The organism is Salinimicrobium terrae DSM 17865, from assembly GCF_000424665.1.
Taxonomy (GTDB): domain Bacteria; phylum Bacteroidota; class Bacteroidia; order Flavobacteriales; family Flavobacteriaceae; genus Salinimicrobium; species Salinimicrobium terrae.
Map to the genome: position 1 here is coordinate 147,462 of NZ_AUKI01000020.1, position 14,933 is coordinate 162,394.

Here is a 14,933-nt window from a genome sequence, read left to right on the forward strand (position 1 = left end):
TTAGGAAATTCTAAAAAGAAGGTATAGATATTTCAGTTTCTATCTTCCAGTAGTGGAACGAACCTGAAATTTCCGAATTCAGTTTTCTCAAATTCGGTTTCAGATTTTCTCTCAAAAAGAGTCATTACCTGGGTGTCTTTCCCCACCGGGATGACCATTCTCCCTCCCACTTTCAACTGGCTCAATAACGGCTTCGGAACAAAAGGAGCTCCTGCGGTTACTATGATCCTGTCAAAAGGAGCATAATCCGGCAGACCTTTGTATCCGTCTCCAAAAGCTAAATACCGGGGGCGATACCCTATTTTTGAAAGGAAAAGCTTGGTTCTCTTAAACAACTCCAGCTGCCTTTCAATACTGTACACCTTTGCACCCAACTCGCACAAAACAGCGGTTTGATAACCACTCCCGGTGCCTATTTCGAGTACTGTATCTCCTTTTTTTACCTGCAGTACTTCAGTTTGAAAAGCCACTGTATAGGGTTGAGAAATAGTTTGGTCGGCAGCAATGGGGAAAGCTTTGTCCTGATACGCGTGATCTTCAAAGCTGCTGTCCATGAACAAATGCCGGGGAATTTTCTTAATGGTCTCCAGAACTTTTTCATCTTTTATACCTTTATCTTCCACCACTTTGGCCAGTTGCAACCTTTTTCCCTGATGTTTAAGTGTATCTTTTCGCACCCTCTTTACTTTTAAGTGACCAAAATTACATAAAGATTAACTCAGGCTAAAGAAAAAAAGGAAATGGGCGGTTTTATTCGGATGTAAATGGCATTGGCTTTAGGGCAAGAAATGTTATTTTTGTTGAAAACCTTTTAATTATGCTAAAAGCCGGCGTCCTGGGTGCAGGACACTTAGGAAAAATTCATCTGCGTTTACTAAATGAGTCAGAAAAATATGATCTCGTTGGTTTTCACGATATAGATGAAGAAAGAGGCCGCAAGGTAGAGGAAGAATTTGGATATAAATATTTTAGTGATCTTGATAAGCTCATTGCTGCTGTAGATATGATTGATGTGGTGACTCCCACCCTTTCTCATTTCGAGGTGGGACAAAAAACCATTAAAGCAGGTAAACATTTATTTATTGAAAAGCCTATTACCAATACCGTTGAAGAAGCCGAAGAGCTGGTGAAATTAGCCGGGGAGTATAATGTCAAAGGCCAGGTGGGGCATGTAGAAAGATTTAATCCTGCTTTTAGGGCCGTTGCAGATAAAATTGAAAATCCCATGTTCATCGAGACGCATCGCCTGGCAGAATTTAATCCACGGGGAACAGATGTTCCGGTAGTGCTGGATCTCATGATCCACGACATTGATGCTATTCTTAGCGTAGTTAAATCTGAAGTGAAGGAGATCAAAGCCAACGGAGTTTCAGTCATTAGTGATACGCCCGATATTGCCAACGCGCGTATAGAATTTGAGAATGGCTGCGTGGCCAATCTTACCGCCAGCAGGATCTCCCTGAAAAATATGCGGAAGGCACGATTCTTTCAGCGGGACGCGTATATCTCAGTAGATTTTTTGGAAAAGAAATGCGAGGTCGTGAAAATGAAGGATGCGCCTGAAGTGCCGGGAGATTTTGATATGATCCTTCAAAATGCCGAAGGTTTAAAAAAGCAGATTTATTTTGACAATCCGCAGGTGAACCCGAATAATGCCATTTTGGACGAACTAAATTCTTTTGCCGATGCTATTGAGAACGATACAACTCCAATTGTGAGTCTCGAGCATGGAACGCAGGCTTTGCGTGTGGCAAAACAAATTATAAATTCATTTAACTAATACTTTCTATGAAAAATATTGCAGTTATTGGTGCAGGAACTATGGGTAATGGAATTGCCCACACTTTTGCTCAATTTGGTTATAAGACAAATCTTATTGATAAGTCGGAAAAGACCTTAGAAAAGGGTATGGAAATTATTGCTGGCAATCTTGACCGTATGGTGGCCAAAGAGAAAATTTCTGAAGAAGACAAAAAAAATACGCTGAAAAATATCACCACTTTCACCCAACTTTCTGAAGGTGTAAAGAACGTCGACCTCGTGGTGGAAGCAGCTACAGAAAATGTGGATCTCAAACTTTCCATTTTCAAGCAACTCGATGAGTTTTGTGCAGCCGATACTGTCTTAGCTTCAAACACTTCTTCAATTTCGATCACGAAGATTGCTGCTGCAGTATCAAATCCTGAAAGGGTGATCGGAATGCATTTTATGAATCCGGTGCCGGTGATGAAACTGGTAGAGATCATTCGTGGATACAGCACCAGCAATGAGGTAACTTCTCAAATTATGGAGCTTTCTAAAAAGCTAAAAAAAGAGCCTGTTGAAGTTAATGACTACCCCGGATTTGTTGCCAACCGTATTCTTATGCCAATGATCAACGAATCTATTGAGACCCTGTACAATGGCGTTGCGGGTGTTCAGGAAATTGACACCGTAATGAAACTGGGAATGGCGCATCCTATGGGGCCATTACAACTAGCCGATTTCATTGGGCTGGATGTTTGTCTTTCCATCCTGGAAGTGATGTACAGCGGCTTTAAAAATCCGAAGTATGCAGCATGTCCTCTTCTTGTGAATATGGTACAGGCAGGCAAATTGGGAGTGAAGTCGGGTGAAGGTTTCTATGATTATTCAGAAAGCAGAAAAGCCGAAAAAGTTTCCGGCCAGTTTACTTCTTAAAAATGCCATTTTTCGAACCTATTTTAACTAGAAACACTTGGCAAAAATAATTCCGTTCAAGGCAGTGAGACCTTCCCGGGACAAGGTGGGTCTTGTGCCCACACGTCCATATCAGGAATATTCCCTGGAAGAAGTAAGATTTCAACTGGAGCACAATCCATTTTCTTTTTTACATATCATCAATCCGGGATATAAATTTCAGAAGGAAATTTCTGGTAGTGAGCGCTTTCAGCTTGTAAAGAACCGCTACCTGGAATTTAAAGAGGAAGAGGTTTTTATTCAGGATGAAAAGCCGGCTTATTATATCTATAAAACTATTTCTCGTGATAAGGCTTACTGCGGAATTATTGCTGCTACAAGCGCAGAGGATTACGAAAATAATGTGATCAAAAAACACGAGGATACCATTTCTCACCGGGAACAACTTTTTAAGGATTACCTGAAAACAGTAGGTTTTAATACAGAACCTGTACTGCTTACCTACCCCGATAGCGCAGTGATTAACGAAATTACCTCCCAGGTAATGCAGGAGCGGCCCGAATATGAGTTTTCATCTCTAAACCGTGATATACATTATATGTGGATCGTAAATGATCCTGAACAAACCGAAAAAATAAGAAAGGAATTCGAACGCATGGCAGCCGTTTATATAGCCGATGGCCACCACCGCAGTGCTTCTTCCTGGCTTCTGGCAAAAGAGTCCCGGGAAAAAAATCCCAATCACACGGGAGAGGAGCCTTATAATTTTTTCCTGAGTTATATGATCGCCGAAAGCAACCTTAAACTTTACGAATTCAACCGGTTGATACGCGATCTTAACGGTCTGGGAAAAGATGAATTCTTGATTAGTCTCGATGAATGGTTCCGCATAGAGAACAGGGGAACGCAGTTATACAAACCTTCTAAAAAACATCATTTTTCGATGTACCTTGATGGAGAATACTACTCTCTTTATCTGCGAAAGACCAACTATGAGTTTACAGATTCTTTAAGTTCTTTGGACCCTTACATCCTGTTCATCAAGGTCCTCAGACCCATTTTGGGCATTGAAGATCTTAAAAATGATCGCAGAATATCTTATCTTCCCGGAAGAAACGAAACTTTTGACGTTAAAAAAGCGGTAGATGAAGAAGAATTTGCTGTTGGTTTTGGGATGTTGCCTTTAACCATTGAGGAGATTAAAGAAATCGCCGATGCAGGTCTCACAATGCCTCCAAAAAGCACCTGCATAGAGCCAAAACTAAGAAGTGGTCTCACCATTTATGAATTCTAAGATTTTATGAGCATTTCAGGAAATATAAAAAAGATTAAAGCCGAAATACCAACAGGGGTTACCCTGATCGCTATTTCTAAAACCAAGCCCGAAAATGACATTTTAGAGGCCTATGATTTAGGGCACAGGATCTTTGGTGAAAACAAGGTCCAGGAAATGACCGAAAAATGGGAAAATCTTCCAAAAGATATTAAATGGCACATGGTAGGTCACGTACAACGGAATAAGGTAAAGTATATGGCCGAATTTGTAGATCTCATCCATGCAGTCGATTCTTTAAAACTGCTCAAGGAGATCGAGAAACAGGCCAAGAAATACGACCGGACCATTCCATGCCTTCTACAAATCAAAATAGCCGAAGAAGACACGAAATACGGAATAGATGTTGATAAAGCAGAAAGCATCCTGAAATCTGATGCATATAGTCAAATGACTCATGTCAAGATAGTTGGTTTAATGGGAATGGCCACTTTTACAGAAAAAGAAGAAAAAATTAGAAAGGAATTTAACTTTTTAAAGACTACATTTGAAAATCTTAAATCCAGGTATAATTCTTTTAGTACTTTATCGATGGGAATGAGTGGAGATTATAAGATCGCCATTGAATGCGGAAGTACAATGATAAGAGTAGGGAGTTCCATTTTTGGAGAAAGAAATTATAATTAATAGGGCAGTTAGCATTTGTACGCAATTTTAGACATAGAAACTACCGGCGGGAAGTATAATGAAGAGGGAATAACAGAGATTGCTGTTTATAAATTTGATGGACATAAAGTCGTAGATCAGTTTATTAGTCTAATAAACCCCGAAATCCCGATACAACCTTTTGTAATTAATCTCACTGGCATTAACAATGAGATGCTTCGGCATGCGCCAAAATTCTACGAAGTGGCCAAACGGATTGTAGAGGTAACAGATGGCGCTATTCTCGTGGCTCATAACGCAAAATTTGACTACCGTATCCTGCGGACAGAATTCAGCCGCCTTGGTTTTGATTATGAAAGGCAAAGCCTTTGTACCGTGGAGCTCTCCAAAAAACTTATTCCCGATATGCCTTCCTATAGCCTCGGAAAACTGGTTAGATCCCTTGGAATTCCTCTAAGCGACCGACACCGGGCCAATGGAGATGCCCAGGCTACGGTTAAGCTTTTTAAAATGCTCCTTGCAAAAGATTCAGAAAAGGAAATTCTTAAGAGTTCAGTTCGTAATGCACCCAAATTGCAGATGGACACCAAACTGATGCACCTCCTGGAAGACCTTCCCTCTATAACAGGGGTTTACTACCTTCACAATGCAGACGGAGACATTATTTATATCGGGAAAAGCAGGAATATTAAAAAGCGGGTAAATCAACATTTTACCAGCGAAAACAGAAAATCTCTTGAAATTCAAAAGGAAGTAGGCTCCATTACTTATGAAGCTACAGGAAATGAATTAAATGCTCTTCTCAAGGAGAATGAAGAAATTAAACGCAACAAACCCAAATACAATAAATCTCTAAAAAGATCTATATTTTCTCATGCCCTTTACCAGGCCAGAGATAAGGATGGATATATCCATTTAAATATTGGTAAAGTTGACGGCAGGAAAAAATATATCACAGCTTTTGCCAATCTGCAGCAGGCAAAGGCTGCCCTGGAAAATATTCTTCGGGAGTACGAGTTGTGTCAAAAATATACCGGTTTGCATAAAGGCACCGGGAGCTGTTTCAATTATAGTATCAAGGAATGCCGGGGAGCCTGCACAGGCGAAGAACATGTGAGAGATTACAATGAGCGCGTAAGCCAGGTGCTCGAAAAATACAGCTACGAAAAACAAAATATGCTGGTCATTGACCGCGGCAGAGATTTGGATGAAAAGAGTGCGTTACTGGTGGAAGAAGGACAGTTTAAAGGTATGGGTTATTTTAACCTGAATTATCAGCTGAATAACATGGAGATCATCAAATCAATAATTACTCCGATGAAGAGTGACAGAGATGCACAGCAAATAATTCAGAATTATCTCAGAAAGAATAACCGCCTTAAGATTATCCACCTATAATACTCATGAATAAATTTTTACTCCTCCCAATCCTCTTTCTTGCGACTACACTTTGTGCCCAGGAAGAATCATTTAACCTTACCGGTCTTACAGTATCCAACTCCGAGCTCGAAGCCAGTGTTTACAGTAAAGACTCTACCGCAAATGCCTTTTATATTTATGAAGACGGGTATAGCCGCTTTCAACAGGGTGGAGATTACAACCTCCTCACAGATTATAAGGCTAAGATCAAGATCTTAAACAAAGAAGGTTTTGATCAGGCAAACATTGAAATCAGACTCTTTAAAGGAAAATCTGGCGAGGAAAAGCTCCGTGACCTAAAAGCTGCCACTTATTATCTTGAAAACGGCAGGCAACATGTGAGATATCTTAGTCCCGATCTTGTCTATACAGAGGAACATCCCGAATATGACATTGTCAAGTTTACCTTCCCCTCTGTTCAACCGGGAGCGGTATTAACCTATACTTTTCAAAAAGAATCCCCCTATATTTTCAATTTTGAAACATGGTGGTTTCAGGAGGATATTCCAAAAGTCTATAGCCGCTACCTGACCGATATCCCCGGAAATTACAGATATAACATAAAAAAGATAGGAAGTCAGCCGCTTGATGTAGAAAATAATGATTTGAAAAAAGACTGCTTCTTTGTTGAGGGTATCGAAAAACCTGCAGATTGTACCCGCTCAGAATATGTCATGAAGGATATCCCTGCTTTTAAAGAAGAGAAATATCTGACCTCAAAATATAATTTTATCACCCGAATTGAATACGAGCTTCAGGAGATCATCATGACCGATGGTCGAATCAAAAAATATACAGAGACCTGGGAGGATGTGGACAGAGAGCTTAGAAGAGATAATGATCTTGGGAAACAGCTTAGAAAGACCAAATGGGTACGGGGTGTTCTTCCTGAAAGTATAAGCAGCAAAACAAACAACGTTGAGAAAGCCCGGGAGATCTTTGAATTTGTAAAAAATAACTACAGGTGGAATGGCGAATATAAAATTTACCGCAATGTTAGCATTAAGGATCTACTGGAGGAGAAAACCGGAAATGTTTCGGCCATTAACATCCTGCTCCACAACCTGTATGTAGAAGAAGGATTTAAGGTTCTTCCCTTGTTAAGTTCCACCAGGGACAATGGTTTGCCAACACAGTTATATCCGGTACTTTCAGAATTTAATTACCTCATGGTGCAGCTGGAGGTAGATGGAAAAAAATACCTGCTGGATGCAACCGAGAAAAATACCGATTTTGGTGTCACTCCTTTCCGTACCCTGAATAAATACGGCCGGTTGCTGGACTTTAAAAATGGCAGCAGCTGGGTAGATATAGAACCCGAGGGTTACTCCAATATCATCCTTCAGGATTCAATAAAATTGAATAGTGATGGAACTACAACAGGAGTTTCTGTTCATTCTTTTTCGGGCTACCACGCCTTGGGAGTAAAAAATAAACTGGATGAAATCCAACCAGATGAGATTTTTAGCGCTCTGTCGAACCCTAATTCCCACACCAGGAGCCTTGCGACAGTTCCCAATAAAGATCAGGATAAAGTGGATATCACCTTTGCGCTTCATAATTCCAGTCAAAAGATCAATGATTTGATCTACATTAATCCTTTCAGCTTTAAATTCTTCAGTGAAAATCCATTCAAGTTAAAGGAGAGAACTTATCCCATAGATTTTGGTTACAAAGATGTCTATACCTACAATATAATTCTGGAAATACCGGAGACTCATGAATTCGTAGAACTTCCTGAAAACAAAATGTTGAGCCTTCCCGAGAATGGCGGATCCCTTCGTTTTGTAACCCAGAAGATAAACGATAATTCCCTAATGGTTCATTGCAGGGTTGCATTCCCTCAATCTGTATACAGCCAGGGCTTTTATCCTTACCTGCAGAAGTTCTTTTCAGAAATGATCGATATACAGGAACAATCAATAGTATTAGTAAAGGAAAAAGCATAAGGTTTCCCTCTCTAGAGGCTTTACTTTAACGGCTTAAACAAAAACAAATTCCTGTTAAGTAAAAGGCCATGTGCCGAAAAATTCTATTTTTACTGCATAACCATCATCAGTGAGCGATTCAACCTCTTCAAATTGGAAAAGTAAACTTCATGAGATCATCTATGAAGCTGACACACCTACGGGGAAGGCTTTTGATGTAGGATTGCTTATTGTTATTTTACTTAGTATCGTTCTGGTAATGCTTGAGAGCATTCCGGGTATGAGTGATAAATACTATTGGGAATTCTATACGGCAGAGTGGATCATTACCATAATCTTTACCATAGAATACATTTTGAGGATTGTGGTAATTAACCAACCTTCGAAGTATATCTTTAGCTTCTATGGTGTAGTCGATCTGCTTTCCACACTACCAACCTACATTGCCATTTTAGGCGGAGGGCACAATCTTTTATTCGCAGTAAGGGCCCTAAGACTGCTCAGGATCTTCAGGATCTTAAAAATTACACGATATATTGGGGAGTCAAACAAGCTCCTGCTCGCTTTGCGAAATAGCCGTGCCAAGATTCTGGTCTTTCTGTATGCAGTGCTTATTCTCTGTGTGATTATGGGAACTGTAATGTACCTGGTGGAAGGGCCCGAAAATGGATATACCAGCATACCAACGGGTATCTATTGGTGTATAGTAACTCTAACAACGGTAGGTTTTGGCGATATTCACCCTGTCACACCTTTGGGACAATTCATAGCCTCTTTAATTATGATAACCGGTTATGGGATCATTGCAGTACCCACAGGAATTGTAACATCCGAGTTTACCCGAAGGAATCAGGATATACCTGTCAATACTCAGGTTTGCCCTCACTGTAATGAATCAAAGCACCTGGACAAAGCAGAATACTGTCATAACTGCGGAAATCTCCTGAATGAATAAAAAGCACCTCATCGTAGTTGTAGGTCCCACTGCTATCGGTAAAACTTCCCTCGGAATTGAAATAGCAAGACATTTTAAAACCGAAATCCTTTCAGCCGATTCCCGGCAGTTCTATAAAGAAATGAAAGTAGGGACTGCGGTACCTTCTGAAGCAGAATTAAAAGCCGCAAAACATCACTTTATTCAACATATTTCTATTGAAGAAGAATATTCTGTAGGAGATTTTGAGCGGGATGCCATGCACAAACTACAGGAATTATTTCAAAAACATGACGTCTTAGTGATGGTTGGCGGCAGCGGACTTTATGTAGATGCTGTAGTCAATGGCCTGGACGAATTTCCGGAAGTAGATCCTAAAATTAGAAACGAATTAAAGCAGGAGCTGGAAGAAGAAGGATTGAAAAAGCTTCAGGAGGAATTACAGAGACTTGATCCTGAATATTATTCCGAAGTTGATCTTCAGAATCCTCATAGAGTTATAAGAGCACTTGAAATTTCCAGGGGGACAGGCAAACCATATTCAGCTTTTAGAAAAAAGAATGTCAAAAATCGCTTTTTTGAGACCTTATATATTGGACTTTCTTCAGAAAGAGAACTTGTTTACGATCGCATTAACCGCCGGGTCGATAATATGATGGAGGAAGGCCTTTTGAAAGAAGCTGAAGAACTTTTTCCCAGGCGAGAACTTAACGCATTGAACACAGTAGGATATAAAGAACTCTTTAAGTACCTGGATAAGGAATGGGACCTCGAAACAGCGGTGAGTGACATAAAAAAGAACACCAGAAGGTTTGCTAAACGCCAGTACACCTGGTTCAGGAAGAACAGGGACATTCACTGGTTTGAAACCGGTACTCCCCCTTCAGAAATTATCTGTTTTACAGAGGAAAAGGTTACCTGATAATTGCCCTTTCCAGATATTCCCTTCCATTAGTAAATATAAGCAGTGGATATACTCCTGCCCTATACTCACTTAGGTTCAGGGTGTATTCCAGGATTGGTATGCTGTTGTCATAACTGTGCTCCAGCAGGAAACGGCCTCTCATGTCGAAAACCTGGATCCTGTCAATGTGAAGACCTGGAGATAGCTCAAATTTTAGCAGCCCGTCACTTGGATTGGGATACATAATTAAAAAATCATTTTCAATAGGCCCCGGTTGTAAATCGCAAGTGTTTAGAGGATCCTCCACTACAACTTTTACAGTACACGAGCCCGTTCCATTAATCGTTGAAAAAGACAAAATCACTTCGTTCTCCCCCAAATCCTCACAGGTAAAATCTGATTGACTTACCGTATAAGTTCCACCCGTACCACCGGAGAAAAGGTCCTGAGGCCGCAATTGTGCTGTTCCATTAGCATTTAAAGCAAGGGTAAAAAGGTCAACACACTCAACAGTCGTCGGATTTTCCTCATTGGGCAGAACCTGAATTGTAGCTTCGCAGGTATCAATATTTCCCGAACTATCTGTAACTGTAAGCACTACCTGTTGCTCCCCAAGATGTGCTGTCGTAAAAGTAGACCGGTCGAGACTCATAGAAACTATTTCGCAGTTATCTGTAGATGCAATACCAAATTCTTCTGCAGACAAAGTTGCTGTTCCCCCTGCGTTTAATGTCAATTCAAAATTAGCTTTACAAACAGCGACGGGATCAATATTATCCACCACCTCAAGCTCAATTTCACAGGTTTGAGAAGGATCACCTGCTTTTGATAAGGTAATATAATGGATCCCAATATCCTCACACGTATAAGTTACTTCACCAAAAAATTCATCTTGGTCGGGATTTCCTTCTAATAGATCCTGTGCCGTTAAAACAGCTTCTCCACTGGCATTTAGTTCAAGAGTAACTTTTTCTACACAATTGAGTTCCCCACTTGTAGCCATATAAGGTTTGACATTCACCCCGACTTCACAAAAATCTGAATTTCCGGAGGAGTCTGTGACAGTGAAACGTACAGTTTGAAAACCTACATCGGCAGATGTAAAATTGCTTCTGCTCAAAACCATGGTATCGATTTCACAATTGTCCGTAGAATTGAGGTTGACATCATTCACAGATATTTCCCCTTCCCCATTCTCGTCCAGCATCAGGTCAATTTCGGTAGTGCAATTAACCTGTGGGGGTAAATCATCAATAATATTAACCTCTATTTCACAGCTCCCGGTGTGCTCCCCATAATAAGTCGCCGTTATTATATGAGTGCCAATATCATCACAGGTAAAATCTTTTTTACTTAACTCCAATTCTATATTCTCCTGTTCCCCCGTATAATAAAGACTCAGTTCCACTAACCCGTTTTCATCCAGTGACCGGGTAAGAGAATCAACACACTCAATACCTCTTTCCGGATCATAGGGTACTACATTTATAGTAGCCTCACAGGTGTCCATATTTCCATTAACATCAACTACGGTGACCAGAACCTCATTCTCTCCGGCATCTGAAGTTTCGAAGCGATCCTTACTTAGAGTGACGCTTTTTATTTCACAATTATCTGTTACCGTTTCCAGTAACATTTCTGCCGGAATGATCCCGTAGCCATCTTCATTGAGGAAGAGTTCAAAATCTTCCCGACAGCTGAATACCGGCAGAGTGTCATCAACAGGTTCAACGGTGAAAAAACAAGTTGCACTCTTACTGCCGTCAACAGCAGTTAAGACAACCTCTGTAGGACCTGCCACCCTCGTGCCTGCCGCAGGTTCCTGGGTCACTTGTGCAGTGGCCGAGTTAACACTAGCCATACTGCTATAATCGGGTAATTCAAAAAAACAATTAGCACCTAATGATTCAGTTTGATCTCCGGGACAGAGGATTTCAAGGGGTTCTTCCCCTTCCATTAAGACAAGCTGAATTGCACAGGCCGTGGATTCGTTGTCATATTCATCATATGCAAAAATACTAACCGAAGTATCTGCAAGAATTTCATCTCCTGCCTCAGGAAACTGAGCATACCTTATTTCTCCCGCCCCGGTACAATTATCAAGCGCTGTAACTTCTCCTAAAAGGTTAGGGACTGTATATTTGCCATTTTCGGCGGCAATGAATTCTACGGAATTTTCCGGACAGGTAATTACGGGTGGAGCTTCGTCAACCACCTGGACATGGGTAGTACATTTCGCCGAGGTACCATCAATGTAATATACGGTTAACTCTACCGGCTGGGCCCCAAGATCCTCGCAAGTAAAGAAATTTGGCTCTACCTCCATACTCTGAATTTCAGAGTCCTGAGGGTTTCCATCATAAACAGCCACCGGATCTAAAGTTGCTGTTCCATCCTCACCCAGAGGGATATTTGAGGTTTTACAGTTAATAAAACGGTCAGGATTATCCACCACAAGCTGAACAGTACAAACATTGGATTCATTGTCATATTCATCGTAGGCAAAAATTCTGAGCGTAGTATCTGAAAAAATTTCTTCCCCGACTGCGGGGATCTGAATAAAAGTAATGTCCTGGCTCCCGGTACAATTGTCAATTGCTTCTAAATCCCCTAGAAGATTGGGCACAAGAAACTGACCATTTTCAGCGCTAATATCTACAGAACCTGGAGAACAGGTCGTAATTTCAGGGGCTTCTTCATCATCCACGGTTATAATTAAAATGCAGGTATCTACATTATCGGCAGCATCTCTTGCTTCAAATTCAATTTCAGTCACCCCCACCGGAAAGAAAGAGCCTGAAACCGGACCGCCATTGATGATTGTAATAGTGAGGTCACCGGCATTATCACTGGCTTCTGGAAAATCGTATTCTACGATCGCACCGCATTCTCCCGTATCGGTCAGCACCTCAATATTGGGTGGACAAGTAATTACAGGATCCTCTTCGTCTTCGGCTTCATTTATGGTCACCGTGAAGCTGCAGGGGGTTTTATTTCCTGAAGCATCTGTAACAACAAATGTATTGGTGATAGTTTTTCCAACAGGAAACACCTCTCCTGAGGCAAGTCCGCTGGTTTGCTCAATTGCGGCCCCGGTACAGTTATCACCAAAGGGAACAGTGTATTCAACTTTTTTTCCGGTTTCCCCGAATGGAACAGTTTCGACAATGTCTGGGGAGGGACAGGTGATTGTAGGGGGAATGTTATCAATGAGGGAGACAGTAAAATTACATTCATCCACGAATGTTCCATTCTCACCGTCATAAACTTTTATAATGACCTCAAGATTGTTGTCCTGTCTGGTGGCGGTTTGAACCAGATATTCCTCGTCAGTGAAATTTTGAAAGTCGGATAACAAATAACCAAAATCTGTTTGTGGATAATTACAATCGGCATCCAGTTCCAGCTCAGGAATATTTCCTTTATCGGGACATGAAAATGTGGGTTGAGGAGCTGCTTCAAGCTTGACTGTAAAAAAACAGGAAAAGACATTACCCGCAGCATCTTCCGCAGTAATGGTTACTCTTCCACCTTCGGTTATCTCTCCAGGAGACGGATTTTGAGTTATTCCAACGTTAGGATCACAGTTGTCACTTACCCGGCTGCTATAATCTGGTAGCATGTATTTTCCTTGTTCATTCCTGGATAGAACAACTTCAGCCGGAGTACAATCAATCACCGGCGGAGTCTTATCCCATACCATGGAAAAATTATTTGAAGCTTGAGCAGGGGTGTTATTACAGTCCACATCTACACCAACACCTGGGGGAACATTTATAGTCGCCGCTTTACATTCTTCATCAATTGTTAAATCGGCAGTAAATGTGGCAGGCAGGCGGTTGTACCATTTCAGGTCAAAAATGAATTGAGTCGGTAAAATAAGTTTGGGCGGGAAATCATTGCTCAATTTGGTTCCCTCTGTTTTAAGATCGCCATTATTTACGGCTAAATAACCACATGGTTTTAAAGCTAAATCAATAGGAATATTAATTTTATCTTTAATTGTTTTGGGCGTTTCATTTAAATTATTCGTATTAAAAACTTGAATTCTTAGATCACCTAAATTTAAGGCCAGACTAAGTATATCCCCCGCTGTTATATTCTCAAAATCTAGAAAAACATTTAAATCTACCCCCGCAAAATCGGCAACGTATAAATATCCATACTCATCCACAACTAGACTCCCTGGACTATTTAGTTTCGAGTTACCCCCGTTGATAGTACCTTTATGCTCTCCGGCAGAATTAAAGATTTGAATTCTATTATTACCGCTATCCGAAACATAAATTGTCTTATTAAGATCAACAGCTATTCTGATAGGATCGTCTAATTGATTTGAGCCATCTCCTTCCCCATTATTGATTTCACCAATTTGATCTCCAGCAGGATTAAAAATTACTATTCGATCATTATTAGTATCAGCTACATAAATATTATTGTCGGGTCCAATGGCTAAACCAGTTGGCGATGATAATTTTTGAAATCCAATATTACCAGTAGCAGACCCTCCGGAATCATTAAATATTAAAATTTGATTCTTTCCTGTATCAGCAATATATATTTTTTGATCCTTACCTATAGCTAAGTCGCGAGCATCACTTAAAGCTTCAGGCTTGATAATAGGATTTCCCGCAACGGCAACCCCTGCAGAATTATATTTGAACACACCATTACTTAATGTTAGTGCATAAGTAAAACCGGCCTTATCTATATCTATTGCAATTACTGCATCCTTTGAAGGTGCAAGACTCGTTTTTTCCGGAGTAACAATATCAACATTAAGATAAAAATTCCTTAGCCGAAAGTAATTTACATATGAAAAATCAGGCCAAGTGACCTGAAGTTTTCCTAATTCACCTCCAGATATGACAATATCCTCTAACCCAAACCCACTAATTGGCTCATCAAATCTAAAAGTTACTGGTACAGGATTCTGCTGAGTAGGACTGGTTTCAGGAGAAGTAATAGTCACCCCGTCCTGGGCAAATAGAGAAGAAGAAAACAGAAAAAGTAGCAGGAAAAAAAGTTTCCTACCATCACAACCAAAAAAATGCCGCAAGAGTACGGCAGTAGAATTACATTTTTGGATGGTTTGGAGTCTCCTCATTCAGCGCAGGTTACAAACAAATATAAGTAAGTAAAACGTAGACC

General features: G+C 40.6%; 10 protein-coding genes. 8 read left to right on the plus strand and 2 right to left on the minus strand.

What is annotated here, in order from left to right; translation table 11 throughout:
- Positions 1 to 32: 32 nt before the first annotated feature.
- Positions 33 to 677 (minus strand): protein-L-isoaspartate(D-aspartate) O-methyltransferase, encoded by a 645-nt coding sequence (locus H148_RS0109785; protein ID WP_029034641.1) that lies wholly within the window; start codon positions 675 to 677, stop codon positions 33 to 35.
- 140 nt (positions 678 to 817) lie between these two features.
- Here H148_RS0109785 and H148_RS0109790 point away from each other — a divergent pair, with 140 nt between their 5' ends.
- From H148_RS0109790 to miaA, 8 genes are all read left to right on the plus strand, one after another.
- Positions 818 to 1,780 (plus strand): Gfo/Idh/MocA family protein, encoded by a 963-nt coding sequence (locus H148_RS0109790; protein WP_029034642.1) that lies wholly within the window; start codon positions 818 to 820, stop codon positions 1,778 to 1,780.
- An 8-nt stretch (positions 1,781 to 1,788) separates the two neighbouring features.
- Complete coding sequence (locus H148_RS0109795) at positions 1,789 to 2,679, plus strand: 3-hydroxyacyl-CoA dehydrogenase family protein (protein ID WP_029034643.1); 891 nt, start codon at positions 1,789 to 1,791, stop codon at positions 2,677 to 2,679.
- Positions 2,680 to 2,716: 37 nt separating this feature from the next.
- On the plus strand, positions 2,717 to 3,952 hold the full coding sequence (locus H148_RS0109800; RefSeq protein ID WP_029034644.1) for a DUF1015 domain-containing protein: 1,236 nt from the start codon (positions 2,717 to 2,719) through the stop codon (positions 3,950 to 3,952).
- A gap of 6 nt (positions 3,953 to 3,958) precedes the next feature.
- On the plus strand, positions 3,959 to 4,618 hold the full coding sequence (locus tag H148_RS0109805) for a YggS family pyridoxal phosphate-dependent enzyme (protein ID WP_029034645.1): 660 nt from the start codon (positions 3,959 to 3,961) through the stop codon (positions 4,616 to 4,618).
- Positions 4,619 to 4,633: 15 nt separating this feature from the next.
- Entirely contained in the window at positions 4,634 to 5,995 is a 1,362-nt protein-coding gene (locus H148_RS0109810) for an exonuclease domain-containing protein (RefSeq protein ID WP_029034646.1), read from the plus strand.
- Between the two features lie 5 nt (positions 5,996 to 6,000).
- Positions 6,001 to 7,965, plus strand: coding sequence for a hypothetical protein (locus tag H148_RS0109815; protein WP_029034647.1), 1,965 nt, complete (start codon positions 6,001 to 6,003; stop codon positions 7,963 to 7,965).
- 109 nt (positions 7,966 to 8,074) lie between these two features.
- Positions 8,075 to 8,899: an ion transporter gene (locus H148_RS0109820; protein ID WP_029034648.1), complete on the plus strand. Its 825-nt coding sequence runs from the start codon at positions 8,075 to 8,077 to the stop codon at positions 8,897 to 8,899.
- Positions 8,892 to 9,800 (plus strand): tRNA (adenosine(37)-N6)-dimethylallyltransferase MiaA, encoded by a 909-nt coding sequence (gene miaA / locus H148_RS0109825; RefSeq protein ID WP_029034649.1) that lies wholly within the window; start codon positions 8,892 to 8,894, stop codon positions 9,798 to 9,800. The genes H148_RS0109820 and miaA overlap by 8 nt, the downstream gene beginning before the upstream one ends.
- Here the strand turns inward: miaA and H148_RS0109830 are convergent.
- Positions 9,793 to 14,889, minus strand: coding sequence for an HYR domain-containing protein (locus tag H148_RS0109830; RefSeq protein ID WP_029034650.1), 5,097 nt, complete (start codon positions 14,887 to 14,889; stop codon positions 9,793 to 9,795). The genes miaA and H148_RS0109830 overlap by 8 nt on opposite strands.
- Positions 14,890 to 14,933 lie beyond the last annotated feature (44 nt).

What these genes read in the sequence shown, in the direction of transcription:
- H148_RS0109815 (WP_029034647.1), top strand. Translation starts at nt 6,001, where the DNA reads ATGAATAAATTTTTACTCCTCCCAATCCTCTTTCTTGCGACTACACTT.
- miaA (WP_029034649.1), top strand. Translation starts at nt 8,892, where the DNA reads ATGAATAAAAAGCACCTCATCGTAGTTGTAGGTCCCACTGCTATCGGT.
- H148_RS0109795 (WP_029034643.1), top strand. Translation starts at nt 1,789, where the DNA reads ATGAAAAATATTGCAGTTATTGGTGCAGGAACTATGGGTAATGGAATT.
- H148_RS0109805 (WP_029034645.1), top strand. Translation starts at nt 3,959, where the DNA reads ATGAGCATTTCAGGAAATATAAAAAAGATTAAAGCCGAAATACCAACA.
- H148_RS0109830 (WP_029034650.1), bottom strand. Translation starts at nt 14,889, where the DNA reads ATGAGGAGACTCCAAACCATCCAAAAATGTAATTCTACTGCCGTACTC.
- H148_RS0109790 (WP_029034642.1), top strand. Translation starts at nt 818, where the DNA reads ATGCTAAAAGCCGGCGTCCTGGGTGCAGGACACTTAGGAAAAATTCAT.